Source organism: Aeromonas sp. FDAARGOS 1411, assembly GCF_019047125.1.
In the GTDB taxonomy this organism is placed as follows: domain Bacteria; phylum Pseudomonadota; class Gammaproteobacteria; order Enterobacterales; family Aeromonadaceae; genus Aeromonas; species Aeromonas veronii.
Window position 1 is genome coordinate 2427355 of record NZ_CP077214.1, and the last position, 23960, is coordinate 2451314.

At 58.1% G+C, this 23960-nt stretch carries 18 protein-coding genes and 1 tRNA gene; 12 read left to right on the forward strand and 7 right to left on the reverse strand.

All coding sequences use genetic code 11. From position 1 onward, the window contains the following. The first annotated feature begins 47 nt into the window (after window positions 1-47). Genes exeL through exeN form a run of 3 tightly spaced genes read left to right on the forward strand, consistent with a single transcriptional unit; the run spans window position 48 to window position 2484 of the window. Window positions 48-1232, forward strand: coding sequence for a GspL family type II secretion system protein ExeL (gene exeL / locus I6L41_RS10705; protein WP_216958728.1), 1185 nt, complete (start codon window positions 48-50; stop codon window positions 1230-1232). Further along, the gene (exeM, locus tag I6L41_RS10710) at window positions 1229-1720 is read left to right on the forward strand and encodes a GspM family type II secretion system protein ExeM (RefSeq protein ID WP_216958730.1); all 492 of its coding nucleotides are present in this window, start codon (window positions 1229-1231) and stop codon (window positions 1718-1720) included. Before exeL ends, exeM begins: the two co-directional genes overlap by 4 nt. Next, window positions 1717-2484 carry a GspN family type II secretion system protein ExeN gene (exeN, locus tag I6L41_RS10715; RefSeq protein ID WP_216958732.1) on the forward strand — a complete coding sequence of 256 codons (768 nt, stop codon included), beginning with the start codon at window positions 1717-1719 and terminating at the stop codon, window positions 2482-2484. The genes exeM and exeN overlap by 4 nt, the downstream gene beginning before the upstream one ends. Before the next feature lie 139 nt (window positions 2485-2623). Here exeN and I6L41_RS10720 read toward each other — a convergent pair. After that, a tRNA-Ser gene (locus I6L41_RS10720) sits at window positions 2624-2711 on the reverse strand. Between the two features lie 208 nt (window positions 2712-2919). On the opposite strand from I6L41_RS10720, the gene I6L41_RS10725 reads away from it, so the two are divergent. From I6L41_RS10725 to I6L41_RS10735, 3 genes are all read left to right on the forward strand, one after another. Beyond that, window positions 2920-3576, forward strand: coding sequence for a Bax inhibitor-1/YccA family protein (locus I6L41_RS10725; protein WP_005338308.1), 657 nt, complete (start codon window positions 2920-2922; stop codon window positions 3574-3576). Between the two features lie 164 nt (window positions 3577-3740). Next, window positions 3741-5894 (forward strand): YccS family putative transporter, encoded by a 2154-nt coding sequence (yccS, locus tag I6L41_RS10730; protein WP_216958734.1) that lies wholly within the window; start codon window positions 3741-3743, stop codon window positions 5892-5894. A gap of 24 nt (window positions 5895-5918) precedes the next feature. After that, on the forward strand, window positions 5919-6269 hold the full coding sequence (locus tag I6L41_RS10735; RefSeq protein WP_019446869.1) for a TusE/DsrC/DsvC family sulfur relay protein: 351 nt from the start codon (window positions 5919-5921) through the stop codon (window positions 6267-6269). A 64-nt stretch (window positions 6270-6333) separates the two neighbouring features. Here I6L41_RS10735 and I6L41_RS10740 read toward each other — a convergent pair whose 3' ends face one another. The 3 genes from I6L41_RS10740 to I6L41_RS10750 all read right to left on the reverse strand — a co-directional run bounded on the left by I6L41_RS10740 (window position 6334) and on the right by I6L41_RS10750 (window position 9156). Continuing rightward, a complete protein-coding gene (locus I6L41_RS10740) occupies window positions 6334-7074 on the reverse strand; it encodes a hypothetical protein (RefSeq protein WP_216958736.1) in 741 nt (246 codons plus the stop codon). Window positions 7075-7240: 166 nt separating this feature from the next. Then, complete coding sequence (locus I6L41_RS10745) at window positions 7241-8146, reverse strand: Gfo/Idh/MocA family protein (RefSeq protein ID WP_216958739.1); 906 nt, start codon at window positions 8144-8146, stop codon at window positions 7241-7243. Window positions 8147-8274: 128 nt separating this feature from the next. Then, window positions 8275-9156 (reverse strand): LysR family transcriptional regulator, encoded by an 882-nt coding sequence (locus I6L41_RS10750; protein ID WP_216958742.1) that lies wholly within the window; start codon window positions 9154-9156, stop codon window positions 8275-8277. Between the two features lie 105 nt (window positions 9157-9261). Here I6L41_RS10750 and I6L41_RS10755 point away from each other — a divergent pair, with 105 nt between their 5' ends. The 5 genes from I6L41_RS10755 (at window position 9262) to I6L41_RS10775 (ending at window position 15089) form a co-directional block, all read left to right on the forward strand. Beyond that, the gene (locus I6L41_RS10755; RefSeq protein ID WP_005347588.1) at window positions 9262-9870 is read left to right on the forward strand and encodes a short chain dehydrogenase; all 609 of its coding nucleotides are present in this window, start codon (window positions 9262-9264) and stop codon (window positions 9868-9870) included. Window positions 9871-10291: 421 nt separating this feature from the next. Further along, a complete protein-coding gene (locus I6L41_RS10760; RefSeq protein ID WP_254203303.1) occupies window positions 10292-10870 on the forward strand; it encodes a hypothetical protein in 579 nt (192 codons plus the stop codon). A gap of 286 nt (window positions 10871-11156) precedes the next feature. Beyond that, on the forward strand, window positions 11157-12656 hold the full coding sequence (locus I6L41_RS10765; protein ID WP_216958748.1) for a histidine-type phosphatase: 1500 nt from the start codon (window positions 11157-11159) through the stop codon (window positions 12654-12656). A gap of 692 nt (window positions 12657-13348) precedes the next feature. Beyond that, on the forward strand, window positions 13349-14179 hold the full coding sequence (locus tag I6L41_RS10770) for a hypothetical protein (protein WP_216958751.1): 831 nt from the start codon (window positions 13349-13351) through the stop codon (window positions 14177-14179). A 112-nt stretch (window positions 14180-14291) separates the two neighbouring features. Then, entirely contained in the window at window positions 14292-15089 is a 798-nt protein-coding gene (locus I6L41_RS10775; RefSeq protein ID WP_216958754.1) for a hypothetical protein, read from the forward strand. 359 nt (window positions 15090-15448) lie between these two features. On the opposite strand, the gene I6L41_RS10780 is transcribed toward I6L41_RS10775, so the two are convergent. The 3 genes from I6L41_RS10780 to I6L41_RS10790 all read right to left on the reverse strand — a co-directional run bounded on the left by I6L41_RS10780 (window position 15449) and on the right by I6L41_RS10790 (window position 22174). Then, window positions 15449-17812, reverse strand: coding sequence for a YgiQ family radical SAM protein (locus I6L41_RS10780; protein WP_216958758.1), 2364 nt, complete (start codon window positions 17810-17812; stop codon window positions 15449-15451). Window positions 17813-17996: 184 nt separating this feature from the next. Beyond that, the gene (locus I6L41_RS10785) at window positions 17997-21125 is read right to left on the reverse strand and encodes an efflux RND transporter permease subunit (RefSeq protein ID WP_216958762.1); all 3129 of its coding nucleotides are present in this window, start codon (window positions 21123-21125) and stop codon (window positions 17997-17999) included. Then, window positions 21125-22174 carry an efflux RND transporter periplasmic adaptor subunit gene (locus I6L41_RS10790; protein WP_216958765.1) on the reverse strand — a complete coding sequence of 350 codons (1050 nt, stop codon included), beginning with the start codon at window positions 22172-22174 and terminating at the stop codon, window positions 21125-21127. Before I6L41_RS10790 ends, I6L41_RS10785 begins: the two co-directional genes overlap by 1 nt. A gap of 201 nt (window positions 22175-22375) precedes the next feature. Between I6L41_RS10790 and I6L41_RS10795 the strand changes: the two genes are divergently transcribed. Continuing rightward, window positions 22376-23929 (forward strand): sensor domain-containing diguanylate cyclase, encoded by a 1554-nt coding sequence (locus tag I6L41_RS10795; protein WP_216958768.1) that lies wholly within the window; start codon window positions 22376-22378, stop codon window positions 23927-23929. Window positions 23930-23960: the final 31 nt, after the last annotated feature.

The window sequence follows — 23960 nt, forward strand, 5'->3', positions numbered from 1 at the left end:
AGGGCGCACAACGCCCTTTGCAAACCGGTATCGCAGGAGAGAGATGCGTGAGCGAAAGTCTGGTCATCCGACTGGGGACCAATAAACAACAACCCGTGGCCTGGCTGGTCTGGTCCGGTCAGGAGCAGGAGATCATCGCCTCCGGCACCCTGCCCTCGGCCGATGCCCTGAGCGAGCTGCAGGAGCGGGCCGGTGGTCGCCCCGTGGTCACCTTGGTGCCGGGCAGCGATCTGATCTTCCGGCGCGTCACCCTGCCGGGTCGCTACAACCGCCAGTCGGCAGCGGCCCTCCCCTACCTGCTGGAGGAGCAGATTGCCTCCGATGTGGACGAGCTCCATCTGGTGGTGCTGGCCCATGAGGGCCAGCAGGTGGATCTGATGGCGGTGGATCGGCAGAAGATGGCCGAGTGGCTCGGCTGGCTCGATGCCGCTGGCCTCAAAAGCCTGCAACTGCTGCCCGATGTGCTGGCGCTGCCACAGGCCGCTGATGGCTGGTCTGCGCTGCAACTCGGCAACGAGTGGCTGGTGCGCCAGGGCCCCTGTCAGGGGATCGTCGCCGACGAGCCGCTGCTGGCCATCTTGCTGGCGACTGAAACCGAGCCGGTCACCATCCACAGTCACACCCCGGTGCCCGCCATTGCCGCCGCCAACTGGCAGGCGGCGGAGCCGGAACTCCCCATGTTGCTGCTGGCCAAGGGGGCCCTCACCTGCCGGGCCAACCTGCTGACCGGCCCCTACCGGCCGCAGACCGAATATGCCCGCTACTGGTTGCAGTGGCGCAAGGTAGCCATCACCGCCGGTCTGTTGCTGCTGGTGGCCCTCGGCCAGCGCGGCGTGCAACTCTATCAGCTCACCGAGCAGGACAAGGCGCTGAAAGCGGAGATCCGCACCGTCTATACCCGCATCTTCCCGGGTGAGAGCCGCATCGTGAACGTGCGCAGCCAGATGAACAAGCATCTGCAACAGATGGGACAAGCCCCGCAAAACGGCGTGCTGCTGATGCTCACCGAGCTGGCCCCCACCTTTGCCGAAGTCCCCGGCCTCAAGCCGCAGGTGATGCGCTTTGATGCCAGTCGCCGCGAGCTGCGGCTACAGGTGACCGCCCCAGGCTTTGCCGAGATCGAGCGGTTCCGCGAGCTGGCTGGCAAGCAATTCGAGGTACAGCAAGGCGAGGTGCGCAGCACCGAGGGCAAGGTAGAGGGCGCACTGGTGCTCAAGGGTAAATCATCATGATGGAAAAATTGCAGAGCTGGTGGCACGGCATCACCGCACGGGAACAGCGGCTGGTGGCCGCAGGCGGCGTTCTGCTGCTGGTCGGTCTCTTCTACTGGAGCGTCTGGCAACCCATCGCCAACCGCATCGCGGAGCGGGAGCGGCAGGTGCAGAACCAGCAGCAGACCCTCGCATGGCTCAAGGAGAAAGGTGAAGAGGTGCTGGCCATGCAGGGGGGCTCGGGTCGCCAGATCGATACCAGCGGCACCCTGGAAGGGGTGGTCAACCGCACTGCCTTCAACCACAAGATCAAGATTGCCCGGCTGCAACCCCAGGCGCAGGAGCTGCAAGTGTGGATCGACACGGTCCAGTTCGATGACTTGCTGCTCTGGCTCTCCACGCTGGTGGAGCAGCACGGCATTCAGGTTCAAATCATCGAGATCGCCCGCGAGGATCTGCCCCCGGGTCTGGTCAAGGTCAGACGTTTGCAGTTGAGTCGTCCACAATGAAAAAACGCATCCTGATTGCCAGCCTGTTTCTGACAGCCTATCTGCTCTTCCTGCTGGCCACCCTGCCTGCAGCGCTGGTAGCGCGCTATCTGCCGCTGCCTGCCAACGTTGCCAACCTGCTGAAACTGGAAGGGGTGAGCGGCACCCTCTGGAATGGCCAGATCGCCCGACTGCAATATGCCAGCGAATCGGTGAACCAGCTGCGCTGGGATCTCAACGGCTGGTCGCTGCTGCGCTTCGCACCCGAAGTGGCCATTCGCTTTGGCGATCGCAACGGACTCAATGGTCAGGGCGTTGTCGGCTGGAATGGCGCCGCCTTCGGCCGGGACTTGACTCTCAACGCCCCCGCCCCCTGGTTGCTAAGCCGGGTGCCGATGCGCCTGCCGATCCCGATCACCGTCACCGGCCAGCTGCAGCTCAAAGTGGAGCAATTTGTCCAGGGCAACCCCTGGTGTGACAACCTCTACGGCAACCTCGACTGGTACAACGCCAGCGCCGATACCCCTGCGGGCAAGCTGGATCTGGCTGACCCCGAGCTGAAACTCACCTGCCTCGACTCCAAACTGGTGGCCGAACTCAAGCAGGGCTCGGATGCGGTGCAGACCAGCGGTCGCCTCGAGCTGCAACCCAATGGCCAATACCTGTTCCAGGGCACCCTGAAGCCGGGCCCGGCACTGCCGCCACAGATGCAGCAAGGGCTCCCCTTCCTCGGCCAGCCCGACAGTCAGGGCCGCTTCCCCCTGCGCTATCAGGGGCGGATCTAAGCCCTCATTCAAGGTGAAAATGGCTCAGGGACAACCCGAGCCATTTTTATCGTCCATGTGACATGTCAGTTGAAATACCAGATACGACAGATACAAAAAAGCCCAAGCGATTGAATCACTTGGGCTTTCTCTTTGAATATGGCGGAGGAGGTGGGATTTGAACCCACGGATGGTCGCCCATCGCCGGTTTTCAAGACCGGTGCATTCAGCCGCTCTGCCACCCCTCCGAACGGCGTGCATACTACGCTAAGCCCTTGTTCATATGCAATACATATTTCCTGTGGGATAGTGTGCGGGAGCAAAATGGCAGGTGGCTTGAAATTGTTCCTCGTCATCCCTATTTGTTCTACATACAATGCGTAAACATGCAGTAACAAACAGCGATCACGAGGCGGCTGCTCGCCGTCTCACCCGGACATCAAGAGGACACCCAAGATGGATACCCGTTCTATCTACACTGGCACCCAAAGTGCCGTACGCGATACCAACAAGGTGCTGCGTAACACCTATATGCTGCTCTCCCTCACTCTGGGCTTCTCTGCCGTGGTGGCGGGGGTCGCTACCGTGATGAACATGCCGCCGCTGCACTGGGCCGTGTTCCTGATCGGTGTCTACGGTCTGATGTTCCTGACCGAGAAGAATCGCAACAACGGCATGGGGCTGGTCTTCACCTTCGCCCTGACCGGTCTGCTGGGCTATAGCCTGGGCCCCATCATCAACATGTACATGAACAATGGTGGTGGCGAGATCGTGATGACCGCCCTTGGCGGCACCGCGCTCACCTTCTTCGGTCTGTCGGCCTACGCCCTTACTACCAAGCGTGATCTCTCTTTCATCGGTGGCATGCTGTTCGTCGGTTTCTGGGTACTGCTGGTGGCCATGATTGCCAACATCTTCCTGCAGATGAGCGCCCTGAGCCTGGCCCTGTCCGCCATGTTCATGCTCTTCTCCTCCGGTGCCATCCTGCTGACTACCCAGCAGATCGTGCGCGGCGGCGAGACCAACTACATCTCCGCCACCGTCACTCTGTATGTCTCTATCTACAACATTTTCCTGAGCCTGCTGAGCCTGCTTGGCGGCAACCGCAACTAATCAAAAACCCCGCTTCGGCGGGGTTTTTATTGGCTCCTGTTTCTGTCAGGATAAGTTGCAAATCAAGGATATGATGCGAAGCGGCCCTGATCCAAATCAGGGCCGCTTCTCGCTTGGCGGGGTAACATCCTGCCCTCGTTTCGTTCAAGGGTTGTTCCTGTTTCATGCCGATGGATCTCTCTGGCCTGCTGCGCCGACTGCTGACCGATAGTCACATCTACTTCGCACTCAAGGTGCTGCTGGCCATTCTCGGTCTGCTCGCCTTCACCCTGGCCACAGGCAATATCCAGCTCACCGTACTGCTCTCCCTCGGGGTAGTGGCGGGCGCCATCGCCGAAACCGACGACAGCCTGTGGGGACGGCTCAAAAACCTCGCCATGACGCTCATCTGCTTCATGTTCGCGTCCCTCTGTGTGCAGTATCTCTATCCCACCCCCTGGCTGTTTGCCATTGGGCTCGCCAGCTCCACCTTTATCTTCGTGATGGTGGGGGCGCTCGGCGCCCGCTATGCCACCATCAGCTTCGGCTCGCTGCTGATCGCCATCTACACCATGCTGGGTGCCACCAAGGCGCCGGATCTCTTCTACCAGCCGCTGGCCCTCGGCGCTGGCGCCCTCTGGTACGGGCTGGTCTCGTTTATCTGGCTCTGGCTGCTACCCTACAAGACCCTGCACGAGCAGCTGGCCCAGAGCTACTTCGCCCTTGGCCGCTACCTGCTGGAAAAATCCCGCTTCTTCCCGGCAGACGAGCACGGCGCCCAGGCCATTCGCCACAATCTGGCCCAGCTCAACATCAATCTGGTGAGCGCGCTGACCCTCACCAAGTCGGCCCTCAACGCCCGCCTGAGCCGCCGCCATCCGGCGAGCCCCGAGCTTGCCAGCCTGCTGCGCCTCTACCTGCTGGCGCTGGAGATTCACGAGCGCGCCACCTCCAGCCACTACCCCTACAGCCGGCTGGAAGCGGAGCTCAAGCAGGGCATCGTACTGGAAGGATTTCAGGAGGTGTTCCTGCAGCTCTCCGAAGCGTGCCAGCGGCTCGGTTACGCCATTCTGGTGCACAAGCCCTACGCCCATAACAAGCGCATTCACTGGACGCTGGAGGCCCTCGGCGATCAGCTGGAGTTCACCAATCTCAAGCAGCACTACCCGAAAACCCTGCTGACGCCGATGAAGTTCCTGCGCCGCAATCTGGCCAGCATCAACCAGCTGCTGGGCAGCGCCGAAGTGCTGCAAAACCCCGAACAGCCGGAGCAGGAGCTGCCCGCGCTGGCGCGGCCGCCCCGCCTGCCGCTGCTGACCCAGCTCAAGCAGCACCTCACCTTGCACTCCATGGTGTTTCGCCACGCGCTGCGTTTGTCGCTCGGGCTGGTGATTGGCTACGGCATACTACAAGCCTTTGATCTGGAAAAGGGCTACTGGATTTTGCTGACCGTGCTGTTTGTCTGCCAGCCCAGCTACAGCGCCACTCGCCGCCGACTGGTGCAGCGAATGCTCGGCACCTTCGCCGGGATCCTGGTGGGCATTCCGGTGCTCTGGCTCTTCCCCGAGCTGCACGTTCAGCTGGTGGTGATGGGGCTGGCCGCCTTCCTGTTTTTCACCCAGGTGCGCAACAACTACAGCGCCGCGGTCTGCTTTATCACCCTCTACGTGCTGATGGCGTTCAACCTGCTCGATGGCATCGGCTTTGCCATTCTGGGGCCACGGCTGCTCGATACCCTGCTCGGCTGCCTGATCTCTTACGGGCTGGTAGCCTGGCTCTGGCCGGACTGGCAGTACAAGCGGCTGCCGACACTTATCGCCAACTCGCTCTCGGCCAACGCCCGCTACCTCTCGGCGGTGCTGGCAAGCCTCAAGCAGCAACGGGACGAGTCCATCGACTATCGGGTGGCGCGCAAGAGCGCCCATCTGGCGGACAGCGAACTGGCTACCGCCTGGCAGAGCATGCTGGTGGAGCCGCAAAAGCGCCGCCGCTTCCTCGATCTCTGCTTTACCCTCACCTGGCGCAACCATGCCCTGCTCTCCTACATTTCGGCGCTGGGGGCCCATCGCGACAAGCTGGAGGCCATCAGCGGGCTGGATGAGGTGCGCCACCATATCTGCCACACCCTGGAGCAGGCCGCCGGCCATCTGGCGGGCAACCCCTCCAGCTCCATCGGAGGTCAGTGCCCGGTGATAAGTCCGGACAGCAGCGAGGAGCAGCTGATGCTGACCCAGCAGCTCAACCTGATCAGCGAGCTGGCGGATCAGCTGCTGCATCTGGCCAACGAGAGTCGGTTGCTCACCGGGGATCAAGGCGCTACCATGCCCGCCCAATCCTGATAGCCCCATTAGCGAGGAGCCCTCATGTCTGCGTCCGAAAAACATCAGCTGGAATTCAACGGCCAACTCATCGAGACCGATGCCAAGGGCTACCTGCTCAACAGCAACGACTGGAGCGAGGAGCTGGCGCTGGTACTGGCCGCGCAGGAGGGGATCACGCTTGAGGAGCCGCACTGGGAAGTGGTGCGCTTTGTGCGCGCCTTCTATCTGGAGTTCAACACCTCCCCCGCCATCCGCGCGCTGGTCAAGGCGATGGAAAAACAGTACGGCCCCGAGAAGGGCAACAGCCGCTACCTCTACAAGCTGTTCCCGGAAGGGCCCGCCAAGCAGGCAACCAAGATTGGCGGCCTGCCCAAACCGGTGAAGTGCATCTGATCCCATAAAGCGGGCGGTGCAAAATCACCGCCCATTCCATTCGTTGTTGGCAACAAAAAGCCATTTATCTACCAAACAACCTTGCAAAGAATCCCTTCTTTTTTTCTTGTGTTACTGGCTCAGTCATACTTTCTATCTGAGCAAGTTGTTCAAGGCTCGCCTCTGCATACAGCAAGGCTCCATCGGGATAACAATTAAATAAATTTGTCAAACTGCGAGTTGAGTTCAAATCTAGTGGATTCGGCTCAACTATTTCTGTCGCCTCAACCAGTGCCAGGTCATTTTCTATAGCGTCATCAACTGCACGCCAAAATATATCCAGACGACCATGAGAAAAAATATCGTCCAGTTTGTCACGAACTGCAGAGTTACAACTGTAATCACTGCGTAATGCTTTCAGTGCCTCGTTGGACAAGAAAACACCTCCACAGTAATTTTCTGTCAGGCGATTATCAAATAAGCAGTTTTTAAAATCTTCTGGCACTAATTGTTTCCAGTCACTAACATAGCGTGACATTAATTTATCATCAGCTAAAAATGAAAATGCAGCTCCTCTGAGGTAATGATGTTTGCGTAAAAACCCAGAAATAATTGCTATATAAAAGGCATGACCTTTGTTAAAAGGCAAATCTTTTTCGATAGTTCTCGCTTCTGCGAATCTTGACTTTAATTGTTCAGTATAAAAATCATCCATTCCAAATTGCGAAGCAATGGTCTTGTAATGCTCAAGATCTTGCAGACCTTTAAAATAAATTAAATGAACTTCTTCTTTACTGATTGGGTGATAAGTAATATCCCATCCCATAACACCGCCTCGAATAATAACTTTTATTCACCTTGAGATGAATTTGAGTGTAACAAAGAACCAAGTATTCTGTCCGATATGGAATATGATTCTTGCCAGTGCAATAAAACTACCAAGGATGTCATATCACTCAGCATGGTAGTTGTAATTGTTCCACCTCTATTCGTTAAACAGCAAGCGCCACCAACTGCTCCGCCAGCCGGTGACCGTGCAGGTAGGAGGCGATCAGCTCGCTATCCGCCTTGCCCGATTCAATCTGCTGATACCAGTGCTCCAGCATGGCGGCAAAGCCGCGCTGGGCCAGCACCGGTTGCCAGTCGTTGGGGCTAAGCATCTGCGCCTGCTTGTCGCGGGCGATACTGCCGCGGGTGCAGTTTTCAAGGTGCAGGGAGAGGTTGTCGCCGTAGGCATCGATGCGCTCCTCGGTGATCCCGGCACTGCGGTTCATGCTGCCGCTGATGGCGCGATTGCCACTCTGCCAGCTGACGCTGACCCCGGCCAACAAACTCTTGTCCTTCGTATCCGGTCGCAATACCGCATGAAAGTCGCCGCCCGGCACGCCGCCATAGAAGCAGAGGCTGTCGAGCACATGGATAAAGTCATCGAACATAAAATCCCGCGCCTTGCCCGGCAGGGCAAAGCGGTGTTTCTGCCAGTTGAGCTCGGTGAGCGGCTGGGCGCGGGCCTCGGCCATGGCGGGCAGATAGCGGCGGTTAAAACCGGTAAAGAGGGCGCAATCTTGCGCGATGGCGAGATTGGCCAGCGCTTCTGCCTCGGCCAGATTGTCGCACAGGGGCTTGTCGACAAAGGTGGGGATCCCTGCCCGCAGGCACTGCTCGGCCAGCTCACGGTGAACGGCGGTGGCAGCGTGGATCATCACGGCATCGGGACGGCTGGCCAGCATGGCAGCCACATCGGTAAAGCACTCGGCGACCCGATACTGGCGGGCCAGCTTTTCCAGCACCGCCGGATTGCGGGTACAGAGCAGCGGGGTGACCCGCTCATCGCTCGCCAGCAGCGGCAGATAGGCTTTTTGGGCAATATCCCCCAGACCAATCATGGCAATGCGCATCTCAACTCCTTTTCACTCGATAACGGGACAAGCGGATAACTGCCCGCACCATCGCAGGATTTGTCCCGCAGATCCAGCCTGCCGTTAGCACGCTGGCTGGCGTGTGCAGATCTGTGCAAACGGCGACGTTATCCGGGCATGGCTGGAGCGCTGACCGACTTGATTACATCGGCCAGCCACTCGATGGCGAGATTGCCCTGACTTTTGCGGTGTCTGCCGACCACTACCTCGAACGGCTGGGGCGCCCCGGCCAGCTCCAGCACACGAAAATCCCCGAGGGCGGCGATAGCTGATGGAATGCAGGCCGCCACGTCATTGACCGACATAAAGGCCTGCAGCGAGGTGTAACAGGGGAGCGTTGCCACCACCGCGCTGGCAACCTGCTGCGGGCTCATCTGCCCTTCGAAATTGCCGACGCTGTTGGCGAACTGCACAAAGGGGATGGCCGCCATATCCTGCGGGGCGTTGTCCGGAAGATATCGGGAGTCGCGGCGCAGCACGCAGCAGTAGTGATCCCGGCGCAAGGTGGCGCGCAGCAACCCCGGGTCGAGATAGGCATCAAAACCAATCACCAGATCGACCTCGCCGCTGGCCAGCGTCTCCAGATGCAGCTCGGTCTGAAAGTCCACCACATCGAGCCGGATGGAGGGCGCCTGACTGCGCAGAGCGCTTGCCAGCCTTGGGATAATGGCAAGCTGGGCATATTCGTTCGCCATCACCTTGAAGGTGCGCTCGCTGCTGGCGGGGTCGAAGGGGGCAGCCACAAAGACCCCGTCGATATCGGCCAGGATCTGCTCGAACCTGGCGGCCAGATCGCAGGCGTAATCGGTGGGCTGCAACCCGGCGCTCTGGCGGATAAAGAGCTCGGCGGGAAAGAGATCGCGCAGCTTTTTCAAATGGCTGCTCACCCCCTGTTGGGAGATCTCCAGCAGCTCGGCCACCCGCGACACACTCTTGTATCTCACCAGCAGCACCAGCACCCGCATCTGCCTGATATCGATCTTTTCCACCCTTACCTCACCAATTTCAGTTGTATCACATACAAATCACCCATGATTTACATTGTATCAGTGGCTCTCTAACCTTGCAGCTCTTCCAGCAAAGCGAGGTTAACGATGAAAACTGTCATTCTGATTGGTGCTCAGGGGAAAATGGGGCAAGCCGCCCTCAGTGGTCTGGGCAAGCACAAGGTGATCACCGCCAGCCGCTCCGGCGAGGGATGTGATTTTCAGGTGGATATCACCAGCAGAGAATCCATCGAGCGACTCTACCAAAACGTGGGCTCCTTCGATGCGGTGGTCAATACCGCAGGATTTTGCGAATACGCCCCCTTTGGCGAGATGAGCGACGAGCAGTGGCAAACCACCATCCAGAGCAAGCTAATGGGGCAGATCAATCTGGTCAATATCGGCCTCAACTACATCAATCAGGGGGGCTCCTTCACCCTGATCTCCGGCATCCTCAATATCAAGCCGATCCCGCTGGCCATTGCCGATGCCACCACCAGCGGCGCCATCGATACCTTTGTCCAGTGCGTGGCCCACGAGCTGCCCCGTGGCATTCGCATCAATGTGGTCAACCCGACCGTACTGGAAGAGGCGTGGGACGTATATGGCGAGATGATGCCTGGCTTCCAGCCGGTGCCGGGAGCTCTGGTCGGCAAGGCGTTTGAGCGCTCCGTCGATGGCTTTATTAGCGGCCAGGTGCTCTATGTCGATGCCTGATCCGGTTCAGGTGTGACCCCAATGCCTTTGTAATTCCTTGTCGATGTTTTTCCTCTTCCCCGAAAGCTCTGCTCTCGGGGCTTTTTGCATAGAGGAACCGGAGTAGCGACAAAATATGATTTCATTTCGACGGCGGCACACAGATTTATGTCATCCGGGTCACTGTCAGAGTGGCCTCGTTTGGCTTACTATGGCGCTCTTGTCCCTGTTGCCGAGCAAAGGGACTATTTCAGGCTATTTGCCGGAATGAATTACCGCTGACCAACGCTCTATTTGGCCGCAGCTTATTGGTGCGGCCACTATTGCCTGTGCACTATCGGCACTTATAAAACGCGTTATTTATGGATGTATAACGATGAAATCATCAATTGCACTCAAAGCCTTGTCGCCCTATATATTCGCAATATTGTCAGTTGGACTGATGTCCAGCGGATATCATGCGCTGCCGATTTATTGCGGCCTGGCCATTGTCGTCTATCCGGTGCTGGTTGCCATGCTGGCGGACGAGTGGGAAAAACAGGGGCTGGTCTATCGCGAATCAACCCAGGTCGAGGTTGATGTCAATGTGCGCGGGATCCTTATCAAGGAGCAGAGACGGCATCTGGAGAATCTCTATTTTATCTCGCCGGACGTGATGCAGACCAAACTCACCAGCCTAGCCCGCCTCAAACTGCTGCTCTGCGGCGCCATGGTTGCAGTGTCACTCTATGAATTCGCGCAGCAGGCCGAGGCACAATTTGCCCTGCACGCCGTCAATCAGATCGATATCAATCTGCTGGATATATGTGGCCTGATGATCGGCCTTGGTGGGGTGCTGTTTCTCGGCCACAGTGCGAGAAAAAGCCTCTCCCTCTACGGGACCTGTCGCCATAAAAACTATCTGGTGCAGAGTCATAACGAACCCGGCGTCCAGCTCTATAGCGCAGCCATTTCTGCCAAAGCGGCAAACCTGCAAGTGACTCATACCCGCATGTTCGATGCATTATTGGCGTGGTATTAAGCAACCTTTAATTGGCAATCTTCAATTGGCCTCCCCCTTTGGATCAAGATGGCGGGGCAGGAGGTAAGGCAATAGGGCACCATCCCAACAACGCTCACTGACCACTCTGCCGTGACAGGCGCAGTGGTTGGTTGAGCCTCTATTGCCCTCCCTATAGCCATCCTCTCTCCCCCTTGCTTACTGCTTTATCAGAAGTCATCAGCCTGTCATCTGGCTGACATCCCGCGGTCATTTTCAAGTCATAGAGTTTTTCACTTATTTTTCATATGGATAGATAAGGAACATCATGACTTTCCCGCGCTCTTCTTATGTGGCTTTGGCCGTCTCGCTGGTCTTGCTTGGCGGCTGCCAGTCAGAGAACGAATCGTCTGCCGACAGCCAGGGCAAAACCGCCTACCAATACAGCACCAAAGCGGTCTACAGCCCGCAGCAGCAGGAGGAGAGTTACGAGCCAGCGCCCCAGGGGTTCAGCCCGGTCTTTACCGAGATGGTGGCGCGCCACGGCTCGCGCTCCCTCTCCAGCCCGAAATATGACGTGCTGACCAAGCTGGTCTGGGAAGAGGCGCAGCGTCAGGGGGCGCTTACTACCCTCGGGCAGGGGCTGGGAGGCAAGGTCGATCTGGTGACGGCCGCCAACCAGAAACTGGGTTATGGCCTGCTCTCGGCGCTGGGCAAGGAGGAGCACGCCAATCTCGCCACCCGACTGGCGGCACGGCTGCCGACCCTGCTCAACAGCAGCGAGCCCCACTGCATCAAGGTGGTCACCTCGGGCAAGGACAGGGCCAACGAAAGCGCCTTCTACTTTATGGAGAGCCTCAAGCGCGACGTGAGCTATGTCAGCGACTCGGCGCAGTGCTACCTCACGCAGGATGACCCCTCGAAGATCGACAAAATGCTGGTCAACAAGTTCGAGCTCTACTTCCACAAGACCACGCCCGAGGGGGATTACGCCCGCTACCTGCCCGCCTATGAGAGCTACCAGCGCTTTATCGGCGACGAAGATGCCGCAATCGCCCCGGCCCCCGAGCTGGCCAGGGCGCTGGATCAGCTTAAAAACCTGAGCAAGACCAAAGAGATGGCCCGCAGCATGCTGGAGCGTATCTACAGCAAGGGCTTTGTCGACTATCTGGCGGGTGGCGTCGAGTTTGTCGCCGTCAACCCGGAAGATGGCGGCATGACCTATGTGCACGACGAGGTGGATGCCGCGCTGATGCTCTACAACCTCTTTATCATCGGCCCCGGCATGATCCGCGAAGCGCAGGCACAGGGCAGCGAACCCTGGGCGCTGGAGCAGTTCCTCACCCCGGAAGAGTCTGCCTGGTTCTCCTACCTCTCTGATGCGGAAGATTTCTACGAGAAGGGGCCGAGCTTTGCCAACCAGAGCGCCCCCTACGCCATTGCCCAGCCGCTGCTCGACGGCCTGTTTGGCGAGGTGCAACGTCAGGTAGTGGAGGGTGAGCAGAGCCGACGAGCCACCCTGCGCTTTGCCCACGCCGAAGCCATCATCCCCCTCGCCGCCCTGATGAAGCTGGAAGGGAGCCGTCAGGGGGCCAGCCCGGATCAGCTGTTCAGCCAGCAGAACAACGAGTGGCGCGGCGGCTGGGTCTCCCCCTATACCGCCAATATTCAGTGGGATATCTACCAGAACGGGCAGCGGCAGGTGCTGGTCAAGATGCTCTACAACGAAAAGGAGATCGCCTTTAAGACGGGCTGCCAGCCCTACCAGAGCGGCAGCCACTACTACGATTTCGAGGAGCTCAAACGCTGCTACGGCTATAACGGCTAACCCTTCACGCGCCGGATATGGCAATAACAAGGGGCGACCAGCAGGTCGCCCCTATTCACTCCCCTTCCCTGCTTGCCAGAGATGAATATGGCTATAAAGCCGCCTTCCGGCTCCATTTGCTGATCAAGCTCAAAAAACGATTAATTTCTGATAGTTGAGCCACTGAAAGGCTCGCCCAAGCAGTTTCGTTTGGCTTACCATAGCCATCCAGAACCCGTTGAGCTGCGATGGGTTGCTGCCAGCGCGGATCAGGGGAGCATATTGGAAGCTGTAATCCACGGGCGGTAGCGTGGAATTCAGAGGCGTTATACCTTGCTCAGAAAGGTGGGTGTCCCATCTTTTCTTTCAAATCCATTTGCTGATCCAGTTCAAAAAACGATGAGATTCTGATGGTTACAGCATTTTAAGGCTCGCTCAGACAGTTTCCTTTAGCTTACCATAGCCATTCAGAACCTGTTGAGCTGCGATGGGTTACTGCCAGCGCAGGCCAAGGAAGCATATTGGAAGCTGTAATCCACGGGCGGTAGCGTGGGATTTGGTAGCGTTACGCCTTGCTCAGAAAGGTGGGTGTCCCAATTTTTAACCTACCCAATTGTAGGTTGCGGTTGAGCGAAGCCAAATATAAAAGATGCTCTGGGGCGATAATACATTATCGCACACTATACAAATGTTAATGATACCAAGAGAATGATATGGGGACTATTGGAACGACTTTTTCAGAGCTCTACTTTCACGAGCTAGATACTAGAGATCGAATTTTTGCTAGGCTACAGCTTAACTATGCTATTTATGCAAGTGCGATTGCGATGCTTGCATATATGGCCAGAATGGTTGATTACTCAACCCCATGCATATATCTATCTTTTTTTTATGTCGGCATTATCACAACCGTGGCTTTACTGTTATTTTCAGCTCATGCAACATGGAGGGCCCTTACAGGGCACACATATGCAATGCTTCCAAAAGCCAAAGAAATGTATGAATATGACCAAAAACTCAGAGCCGATACGGAAGCAACTCAGAATTATAATTCCACCTACAATCTTAATGTTCCCTTACCAGATCACGAATCAAGATTTGAGTCATTCGTAAGCGAGGCTATGAGCCAGTGCATTGATCATAATTACGCTTTAAATGAAACGCGAAGATATCTAATTAGGCGAGCGCTGTTTTATATCCTTTGTGCGGTAATACCATTTGGAGCATCAGCCTTGTTATTTGTGGTTCAGGATATGGATGCATCATCTCCACGCAAAGTATCAACTTCATTTAGTGAATCATCTCCTCTAGCAAATAAACTTAACGATCTTGGCACCTTTGTAGCTAAATCACAATTTTTTATCCACGAAAGGAATAACGCTATGTCCGAGCCCGACAATAAAAAAACTACCAACCAAACTCAAACCCCTCCTCCCCCACCTCAACCGACGAATCCCCAAAAGCCACAACTACAATACGCCACTGAAAGCTTCAACCCACCATTGCCTGACAAGGAAAAATTACTTAACGAAGGAAAAGGCTAACAACTCTGCATAGCTTTACTCCCCCTTCACACCAGAGCACAAATTGCTCGTTTTCAGACAAAAATATGGGGCATATATCTTTCCAAAGACATGCTTAACTGGAATTTGAAAAATGGAAAATTATATTTCAAGATTTGATTGGCACAAAGCTGTTGACAATACCGTTAGTAATGCACTTGGTAAATGCTATCCTCGTGACTGGAAAGATGAAGACCATCTGACTAGATCTCTTTTAAGAGCGTTAAGAGATGAACACTCAACAGTAACAATTGAGAAAGATAAAATAATTGGTAAGAATACAAAGTGTCATTGGGATATATATAAAAATACAAAGGAGCAAGGGATTGAACAGAAACATGGTGACATTGGTGTTCTCGTTCAATTGCATTTTGATGATTCCAAGATCTTGGAGGGCGTAGCTTTTCTAGAAGCAAAGCGTATTTATCACGACTCTCTCGATGACACAAAATCAAAATTTGAAGCGCTAGATATGTTGCAGTTAGAAAAGTACTGTAATAACTCCTCCTTTCATCGAACAGTGCTTTATGATGTGAAAAATATAAGCAATCAAAATTTCGCATTTTCATTAACTCTACCGACTCGACATTTGTTAACTATCGATAAAAATAACAGAGATATCTATCCTTATTGCGAACGTTTTTCATACTGCTTAACAAACCGCTATTTTCAAGGCTATGAATTGGATTTTGATCAAACCTTAGTAAACGAAGTTAAAGGGTTTCTTGGCAATAATGGAGGGGTTAAGTATCTTATTGTTGCACAAACAACCCTAAGTCCAGAACTTGAACTTAGTCTTGAACCTATAAAAATCAACAGTGATATTTATGCACGACTCGATTCATCTGAACCAGATAACACTCCAACAAATGACTTTGGGATGGGGATGTAAAATATAATATGGTGTTATAATTTCACCCCCTTTTAAATATAGTTATATTTAGTTTTGCAGTTTTGCTGCAGATCACCATAAAACAAAAAAGGCGACCATCCGGTCGTAATGCAAGTCAGTTAAGAGAATTTGAGTCCCAACCCGCGGGGTATAAGGGCTAACGAGTGAGGGAGGCATGATGCCTCCCTCTTTTTATTGCATGCCAGTCAGGCCAAGGGTTGGAGCCAACTTGACTCCTTAATCATGGAGCTACTTTTTATATTCAATATCTCGAATATTTAGTCATAAAAGAGCTTAACTGACTGGCATTAACCATCCGGTCGCCTTTTTAATTTCTATCACTTTCCAGTCATGAAATATTACCGCGCCGGTCTCTTGGCACTATTCCCTTTTGCCGCAGGCTTGCTGCCCTGAGCGGCGGGTTTGGCCCCCGGCTTGGCAGAGCCTGCGCGGGTCGGGGTTTTACCCTTATGGGCGGGTTTTCCGGCAGGTTTGCTTTTACCCGCATTCTGGCCCGCACTCTTGCCTTCGCCCTGTGCGGCCGGTTTGCCGTTAGCCGCGCCTTTGTGCAGCTGGGAGCCCACCGGCTTGCCGCCCGTCGGCTTGTTGCCTGTGCCATTGCCACGCTGATGGGCAATGTTACTGTGGCGAGTCAGGGCCGGTTTCATCCCCTTGCCGCTGGCGGCGCGCTCGTTGCGACCTTCCGCCGGCACCAGACAGCCGGGGCCATTGCCAATCAGGTGGCCCTTGCCCATGGCGAGCAGGGCTTCGCGGATCATCGGCCAGCCAGCAGGGTCGTGGTAGCGCAGCAGCGCCTTGTGCAGGCGGCGACGGCGCTCGCCCTTGGCGACAAAGACATCGCCCCCCTCGCGGCTCACCTTGTTTAACGGGTTTTTCTCCGTGTAATACATGGTGGTGGCGTTGGCGAGCGGCGACGGGTAGAAGTTCTGCACCTGATCGAGCTTGAAGCGGTTCTCTTTGACCCAGAGCGCCAGATTGACCATGTCTTCATCTGTGGTGCCCGGGTGGGCGGAGATGAAGTAGGGGATCAGGTACTGCTGCTTGCCCGCCTCTTTGGAGTATTTGTCGAACAGCTCCTTGAACTGGTAGTAGCTGCCCATGCCCGGCTTCATCATCTTGGAGAGCGGCCCCTCCTCGGTATGTTCCGGCGCGATCTTGAGGTAGCCGCCGACGTGGTACTTGGCCAACTCCTTGATATAGCGGGGATCTTCGACCGCGATGTCGTAACGCACGCCGGAGGCGATGAGGATCTTCTTGATCCCCTTGAGGTCACGCGCCTTGCGATAGAGGTTGATGGTCGGGCTGTGGTCGGTGTCCATGTGCGGGCAGATGGTGGGCCAGACACAGGAGGCGCGACGGCAGGTCTGCTCGGCTTTGGGGCTCTTGCAGCGCAGCTTGTACATGTTGGCGGTGGGGCCGCCGAGATCCGAGATGACGCCGGTAAAGCCCGGCACCTTGTCGCGGATATCTTCGATTTCTTTGAGGATCGACTCTTCCGAGCGGCTCTGGATGATGCGCCCTTCGTGCTCGGTGATGGAGCAGAAGGAGCAGCCGCCAAAGCAGCCGCGCATGATGTTGACCGAGGTCTTGATCATGTCGAAGGCGGGGATTTTCTCCTTGCCATAGGCCGGGTGCGGCACCCGCTGGTAGGGCAGGCCGAAGACGCCGTCCATCTCCTCGGTTTCGAGCGGGAAGGCGGGCGGGTTGACCCAGACGATGCGATCGCCGTGAGCCTGCGCCAGGGCGCGGGCACAGCCGGGGTTGGTCTCGTGGTGCAGAATGCGCGAGGCGTGGGCGTAGAGCACCTTGTCCTCTTTGACCCGCTCATAGGCGGGCAGCTTCACGTAGGTCAGCTCCCACGGCTTGGGCTTGGCCGGCTGCACCAGCACGGGTTTGGCCTCCTGCGCGGCCGGTGCCGCGTCGCTGGCGTCATCGGCGCAGGGCGCCCCTTCCATATAGGGGTTGGGGATGGGATCGATGCGGCCAATCTGGTCGAGCTTGCTCGAATCCACCCCTTTCCAACCCGGCAGCGGCTCCTTGCGGATAACGGCGGTGCCGCGAATATCCTGCATGGTCTCGATGGTCTCCCCCGCTGCGATGCGGTGAGCCACTTCCACCAGCGGCCGCTCGGCGTTGCCGTAGATGAGGATATCGGCCTTGGCATCGAGCAGGATGGAGCGGCGGATGGTCTCGGACCAGTAGTCGTAGTGGGCGATACGGCGTAAGGAAGCCTCGATGCCGCCGATAACGACGGGGACCTCCTTGAAGGCTTCTTTACAGCGCTGGGTATAGACCAGAGTGGCGCGATCCGGCCGCTTGCCGCCCACATCCCCCGGGGTGTAGGCGTCGTCGTGACGCAGCTTTTTATCGGAGGTGTAGCGGTTGATCATGGAGTCCATGTTGCCCGCGGTCACCCCGAAAAAGAGGTTCGGTTTGCCCAGACGCATAAAGTCATCCTTCGATGACCAGTCCGGCTGGGCGATGATGCCGACCCGAAAGCCCTGCGCCTCCAGCATGCGGCCAATCACCGCCATGCCGAAGCTCGGGTGATCCACGTAGGCATCCCCCGTCACCAGAATGACGTCGCAGCTGTCCCAACCCAGCTTGTCCATCTCTTTGCGGGACATGGGCAGGAAGGGCGCCGTGCCGTAGCACTCGGCCCAATAGCGGGGATAGGAGAAAAGGTTGGTAACCGGCTGCATTTTAACCACCTGGAACAATTCGGGTCGCGCATTATACCGGTTGCGGCCAAGGGGGGCGATGGCTTTTTGCCCCCAGAGTTCGCGCGGGATAAGGGCTTGTTCCTCAATTCAGCCAACCACTCTGCCTGCAATCGGCCAAAAGCAAGGGCGCCCTTGTTGGCAACACTCACCCTGACGGCAGCCGTCAGTGGGCCGGGGTCTGTTCGTCCCCCTCCCCTTTGGCGGTCAATTTGGCGGCCAGCGCTTCGTCTACCTGCTGATCCCGCTGCCCGGTCATGCCGGCGTGGCGGGCGATCAGGTGGTAGGTGGCGGGCACTACCAGCAGGGTGACCAATGTTGCCAGCGACAGACCGAAGAAGACGACTGTGCCCACTGCCATCCGGCTCTCGTAGCCCGCCCCCATGGAGAGCATCAGCGGCACCGCGCCGATAATGGCGGTGAGCGAGGTCATCAGGATCGGGCGCAGACGGCGCACCGAGCCTGCGATGATCGCCTCCTCGAACCCCTCCCCGCGCTGGCGCAGCTGGTTGATGAACTCGACGATGAGGATGCCGTTCTTGGTCACCATGCCGATCAGCATGATCATGCCGATCTGGCTGTAGATGCTCATCTCCTGCCCCGTAAGCCAGAGGCCGAGCAAGCCGCCGAAGATGCCGAGCGGCACCGTCATCATCACCACGGTCGGGGTGAGGGTGCTCTCGAACTGGGCCACCAGCACCAGATAGACCACCAGCAGGGCGAGGCCAAAGACCATCGCCATCTCCCCCTGATTGTCGCGGTAATCCTTGGAGTCACCGGCGTAATCGACCGTCATGCCGCTCGGCAGATGCTCGTTGGCCCAGCCATCGAGGAAGTCGAGCGCCTCGCCCAGAGTGTGATCCGGTGCCACGTCAGCGGTCAGGGTCACCGCCTTCTGGCGCTGGTAGTGGTTGAGGCGGTTGGCGGTTGCCACCTGCTTGACCGTCGCCAGCGTCGAGAGACTCACCATCTCGCCATTGGCCGCCTTCAGGTAGATGCGGCCGAGATCGGAGATGCCGTTGAACTCCTTCTGGTTGGCGCGCAGGTAAACGTCATACTCCTCGCCCCTGTCCACATAGGTGGTCTTGCTCACCCCACCCAGCATCGCCTGCAAAGTGCTGGCAACGGTGGAGACCGGAATGCCGAGCTGGCTGGCGCTGTCGCGCGAGACGGTCACCTGCAGCTCCGGGGTCTTCTCGGCGTAGTCGAGATCCGGGCTTATCATCAGGCCGCTCGCCTGCGCCGCTTTTTGCAGCTCCAACCCCTGCTGGTAGAGCTCGGCATAGTCGTTGCCCTGCAGCACGAACTGCACCGCGGCGGTGGAGCCGCCCCGAAAGCCCGGCTGGAAGGTGCGGATCATTACGTCGGGAATGCCGGCGAGCTTGACCCCGAGCGAGCGGGAGAACTGGGTGGCAGTGATGTCGCGCTCAGCCCAGTCGGTGAGCTGGATGATCACCATGCCGGTCTGATCGCCGCCGCGGCCAAAGGCGGGGGTACTGAAGCTCATCGCCTTGACCACCCCCTTGCCCAGCATCGGCATGATGGCGGACTCCACCTGCTGCATGTTGCGCTTCATCCGCTCGATGCTGGTCCCCTCCGCCCCCTTGACGAAGACAAAGACCACCCCACGATCCTCAGTCGGGGTGAGGCTGCTCGGCAGCTGGGTAAAGAGGGCACCGATACCGGCGAGACAGAGCAGCAGCGCCAGCGGCGTCCAGCGCGAGCGGCGCAGCAGCCCCTGCAACAGGCGGCGATAGTGCCCCTCCACCCAGCCAAGGCCGCGATCGAGGGCCGCCGTCAGCCGATTCGGCTTGTCGAGCGGGCGCATCAGCCAGGAGCCCATGGCCGGCGTGAGGGTCAGCGCCACCAGTGAGGAGCAGAGCACCGCCAAAGAGAGCAGAATGGCAAACTCGGTAAAGAGTCGGCCCACCATGCCATCCATAAAGGCGATGGGGATAAAGACCATCACCAACACCGCAGTGGTGGCGATGACCGCAAAGCCCACCTCGCGGGTGCCGTGCCAGGCCGCCAGCAGGGGGGGCTCACCCCGTTGCAGATGGTGGTGAATGTTCTCCACCACCACGATGGCGTCATCCACCACCAGACCGATGGCGAGAATAAGCGCCAGCAGGGTGATGAGGTTGATGGAAAAACCGAGATACCAGGCGCCGATAAAGGCAGAAATCAGCGACACGGGCACCGTGATGGCCGGAATAAGGGTGGTACGCCCCTGACCGAGGAACAGGTAGAGCACAGCCACGACCAGCACGGCGCAGATGGCCAGGGTTTCATATACCTCGTCGATGGCCTGCTTGATAAAGATGGTGGAGTCGTAATCGACCTCCAGCTTGGCCCCCTCCGGCAGGAAGCGCTGCATCTCCACCAGCTTCTTCTCCACCCCCTGCGCCACCGCCAGCGGGTTGGCGGTGGACTGGGCGACGATACCGATCCCCAGACTCTCGCGGCCATTGCGCTGGTAGGCGCTGTCTTCGTTCTTGGCCCCCACCTCCACATCGGCGATGTCGGAGAGATAGACGCTCTGGCCATTGGCGGCGGTGCGCACCTGCAACTGCTGGAAATCTTCAGCCGTGTGGTAGAGCCGGGCAATCTGCACCGACATGGTCATGGAGTTGTTGCGGATCTCGCCGCCCGGCAGCTCGATGTTCTCGCGCTTGAGGGCATCCTGCACATCCGCCACCGTCACACCGCGCGCCGCCATATCAGCCGGGCGCAGCCGCACATACATCACCTGGGTGAGATCGCCGGAGAGCTCCACTTCGCTCACCCCGTCCACCAGACTCAGGGGGTCGACCAGCACCCGGTTGGCGTAATCGGTCATGGCGGTGCGATCCATCTGGCTGCTGCTGAAGTTAAGCCAGACCGCCACATCGCCGCTGCCGCTATCCTTGGTCACCAGCGGGTCATCGGCATCCTCCGGCAGCTTGCTCTTGGCGCGGGTCAGGGCATCGCGCACATCGGAGACCCCCTCCACCATGTTCCAGCCGAGCTTGAACTCCACCGTGATCATCGAGCGCCCCTTGCGGGTCACCGAGTTGATGTTCTTGATGCCGCTGATGCCGGAGAGCTGATCCTCGATGGGTTTGGTGACCTGGCTCTCCATCACCGCCGGCGCGGCCCCCTCATAGGTGGTGGTGATGGTGACCGACGGGGTCTGCACATCGGGCATCTCCCGCACCGTCAACTTGCTGAAGGCGACCAGACCGAACACGGTGAGCAGGGCGCTGAGCACCACCGCCACCAGCGGGCGGCGTACTGAGATATCGGAGAGCCACATCAGCCGTTTACCTCCGCCAGATCGCGGACTTTGGCGCCATCACGCAGATTGACCAGCCCCTCGACCACGATGCGATCGCCGACTTTCAGCCCCTCGGTGACCCAGACGGTCTCCCCCTCGGTCTCGCCGAGCACCACCGGCACCCGCTTGACCCGGCCATCGGCCTCGAGGCGGTAAACGAAGCGCTGCTCGCCGGCATACTCCACCGACTGGGCAGGAATAAGGGTGAGCTGGCGGGAGGGGAGCGAGAGCTCGACGTTGAGCAGCATGCCCGGGCGCAGCTGGCCGTTGTGGTTGGGCAGCTCGACCCGCGCCTTGATGTTCTGGGTCTCGTTGGAGATGCGGCTGTCGAGGGTGGTGAGGGTGCCGTTGAAGTGCTGATCCGGCCAGGCAGCGCTGGTCGCCGTTACCGCCATGCCGGGGCGCAGCAGGGCGAGGTAGCGCTCCGGCACCGCCAGATCGAGGCGCAGGGTGTCGATATCGTCGAGGTGCAGCAGGGTATCGCCACTATTGACCAGCGCCCCTTCGCTCAGATCAATCAGGCTGACAGTGCCGGCAAACGGCGCCTGCAAGTTACGCAGGGAGAGCTCGTAGCGGGCGGCATCGACGCGCGCCTGCACCTGATCGACGGTGGCCTCCTGCCCCTCCAGCACCGACTGGGTGACGGCGCCACGGGCGACCAGCTTGCGCATCTCGTTAAGCTTGCGGTGCTCATCGCGCAGGCTGGCACTCTGCTCGGCCAGCTCGGCGCGCTGCTTGCCGTTGTCGAGGGCGATAAGGGTCTCCCCTTTGGCGACGCCCTGCCCGGACTTCACGGCGATGGTGACGATGCGGCCGGTCACCTCGGGACTGATAACGACGGAGCGGTTGGCCTCCAGCTTGCCCACCAGCTTGAGGGTCGGTTCGGCCAGACTCTGCTTGACGGTCTGGGTGCGAATATTGATCTCGCGGGTCGGGGCCTTGGCTGCCGGTTGAAAGTGGCCAACAGCCCACCAGATGGCTGACACCAGAGAGAGCAGGCCGAGGCCCAGCCAGATACGCATTTTCATCGAACAATCCATGAAGAGTTGAGAGGGGGAAATCTGATTGGGGGCCATTTTAGCCCCAGACTATGCCGTGACTATGTATAAATGTGACAAAACGTAACAGGAGTGGCGCCAGATCACTGCAATCATGCCTTTTCGATCCCTTTTTCAGCAGAGTCGCATACACTAGCGACAGTTTTCTTCGCAAAAATAGCCAAATTGCCTATGCCAAATGTGTCTGACCGACGTTTCCTCTCACGCCTGACCTGGCTGCTCTTTGCCTTTGTCATCCTGCTGGTTGGTCTGACCCTGCAGCAATCCCTGAAACAGATTGAAGAGCTTTATCTCAGCGATACGGCCAACAGCGCCATTCGCCTGCGCGATCAGTTCAAGCAGACCGAGATCTTTCTGGAAGCGATGCGCGGTCAGGCCGAAGAGCGACTGCGCAGCGATCCCCAATCGGTACTGACTCGCCAGCTCTATCGCCATATCGAGGAGCGGCCTGAGGGGCTGGCGCTCGACCAGCCGCCTGCCGACCTGCCCGCCGGGCTGGTCGGCAACCTCACCGGACTGGGCCCCCTGCCCCCTCGCGGCAGCGAGCGGGAAGCTCGCATTCATCTGGCCCTGAGTCTCTCACCCCTGCTCTCTACCGCCAGCCAGCGCCTTGGCAAGGAGATCGCATGGGTCTACTTCACCGGTGCGGACAACTTTGTCTACCTCTACCCATGGCGCCCCTCCAGCCAGTACCGGTTTACCAACACCATGTATGACAAATCCTACTGGCTGGATGCGCAGGCGACCCCCAATCCGAGCCGCTCTACCATTCTCTCGCGCCCCTATGAGGACTTTGCCGGACTGGGCACCATGATCACCATGTCGCAACCCCTCTACCAGGGATCAACGCTGGTGGGGGTCATCAGCATGGATGTGCTGCTCTCGCGGCTCCACCAGCAGTTGCAGGCGCTCACCCCAAAGCTCGGTGGTTACCTGCTTATCAATCAGTACGATCAGGTGCTGGCCTGCAGCGACTCTGACCCGCATCCCCAGCAGAGTCTGGAGCCGGACGATGAGTACCGCTGGCATCAGGGGGGCTTTCAGCTCACCCAGGCACTGAGCGACACACCGCTGCGGCTGGTGCATCGCATCCCCCTGTTTGAGCTGCTCGTTGCGCTGATCTGCCAGTCGGCACCGACCCTGCTCGCCATCCTCTTCATGCTGCTGGCTGCCATCTCCTACCTGAGGGCCCGCCGCCTCAATCTGCAGCTCAACTATCTCTCCTGTCACGATGCGCTAACCGGCGCCTTCAACCGCTACTATCTGACCCAGCAGGAGCAGCTTGGCCAGCTGGCAAAACAGATGCCTATCGGAGTGATCCTGTTCGATGCGGATCACTTCAAACGGGTCAACGACCGCTTCGGCCACGGAGTGGGTGATATCGTGCTGATCCGGCTGGTGCAGATCTGCCAGCAGCAGCTGGGCCCGTCGGATTGCCTGATCCGTTGGGGTGGCGAGGAGTTTCTGCTGCTGGCCGCCCGCTGTGATGAGGCACGTCTCGCAGCGCTGGCCGAACAGCTGCGTCTCGCGGTCGAGGGTTATGAGTGGCGCAGCATAGTGCCCGAGCTGGCCGTCACCATCAGCCTCGGTTACCACCCCCACGCAGATTCCATCCCGCTGCACGAGGCGATCCGCCGTGCCGATGTGGCGCTCTATCAGGCCAAAGGCAATGGCCGCAACCGCTCGGAAAGATGGCAGGGTGACGAGGCCCAGCTCACAGAGTAAGCTGGGCCCTCCACACTTTTCAGGAGTCACT

Excerpts from the sequence above, each read along its gene's own strand:
- I6L41_RS10740 (WP_216958736.1), bottom strand. The coding sequence starts at position 7,074 with ATGGGATGGGATATTACTTATCACCCAATCAGTAAAGAAGAAGTTCAT.
- exeM (WP_216958730.1), top strand. The coding sequence starts at position 1,229 with ATGATGGAAAAATTGCAGAGCTGGTGGCACGGCATCACCGCACGGGAA.
- I6L41_RS10770 (WP_216958751.1), top strand. The coding sequence starts at position 13,349 with ATGGGGACTATTGGAACGACTTTTTCAGAGCTCTACTTTCACGAGCTA.
- I6L41_RS10780 (WP_216958758.1), bottom strand. The coding sequence starts at position 17,812 with ATGCAGCCGGTTACCAACCTTTTCTCCTATCCCCGCTATTGGGCCGAG.
- I6L41_RS10775 (WP_216958754.1), top strand. The coding sequence starts at position 14,292 with ATGGAAAATTATATTTCAAGATTTGATTGGCACAAAGCTGTTGACAAT.
- exeN (WP_216958732.1), top strand. The coding sequence starts at position 1,717 with ATGAAAAAACGCATCCTGATTGCCAGCCTGTTTCTGACAGCCTATCTG.
- I6L41_RS10760 (WP_254203303.1), top strand. The coding sequence starts at position 10,292 with ATGTCCAGCGGATATCATGCGCTGCCGATTTATTGCGGCCTGGCCATT.
- I6L41_RS10785 (WP_216958762.1), bottom strand. The coding sequence starts at position 21,125 with ATGTGGCTCTCCGATATCTCAGTACGCCGCCCGCTGGTGGCGGTGGTG.
- I6L41_RS10790 (WP_216958765.1), bottom strand. The coding sequence starts at position 22,174 with ATGAAAATGCGTATCTGGCTGGGCCTCGGCCTGCTCTCTCTGGTGTCA.
- I6L41_RS10765 (WP_216958748.1), top strand. The coding sequence starts at position 11,157 with ATGACTTTCCCGCGCTCTTCTTATGTGGCTTTGGCCGTCTCGCTGGTC.
- I6L41_RS10755 (WP_005347588.1), top strand. The coding sequence starts at position 9,262 with ATGAAAACTGTCATTCTGATTGGTGCTCAGGGGAAAATGGGGCAAGCC.
- I6L41_RS10735 (WP_019446869.1), top strand. The coding sequence starts at position 5,919 with ATGTCTGCGTCCGAAAAACATCAGCTGGAATTCAACGGCCAACTCATC.
- I6L41_RS10745 (WP_216958739.1), bottom strand. The coding sequence starts at position 8,146 with ATGCGCATTGCCATGATTGGTCTGGGGGATATTGCCCAAAAAGCCTAT.
- I6L41_RS10795 (WP_216958768.1), top strand. The coding sequence starts at position 22,376 with ATGCCAAATGTGTCTGACCGACGTTTCCTCTCACGCCTGACCTGGCTG.
- yccS (WP_216958734.1), top strand. The coding sequence starts at position 3,741 with ATGCCGATGGATCTCTCTGGCCTGCTGCGCCGACTGCTGACCGATAGT.
- I6L41_RS10725 (WP_005338308.1), top strand. The coding sequence starts at position 2,920 with ATGGATACCCGTTCTATCTACACTGGCACCCAAAGTGCCGTACGCGAT.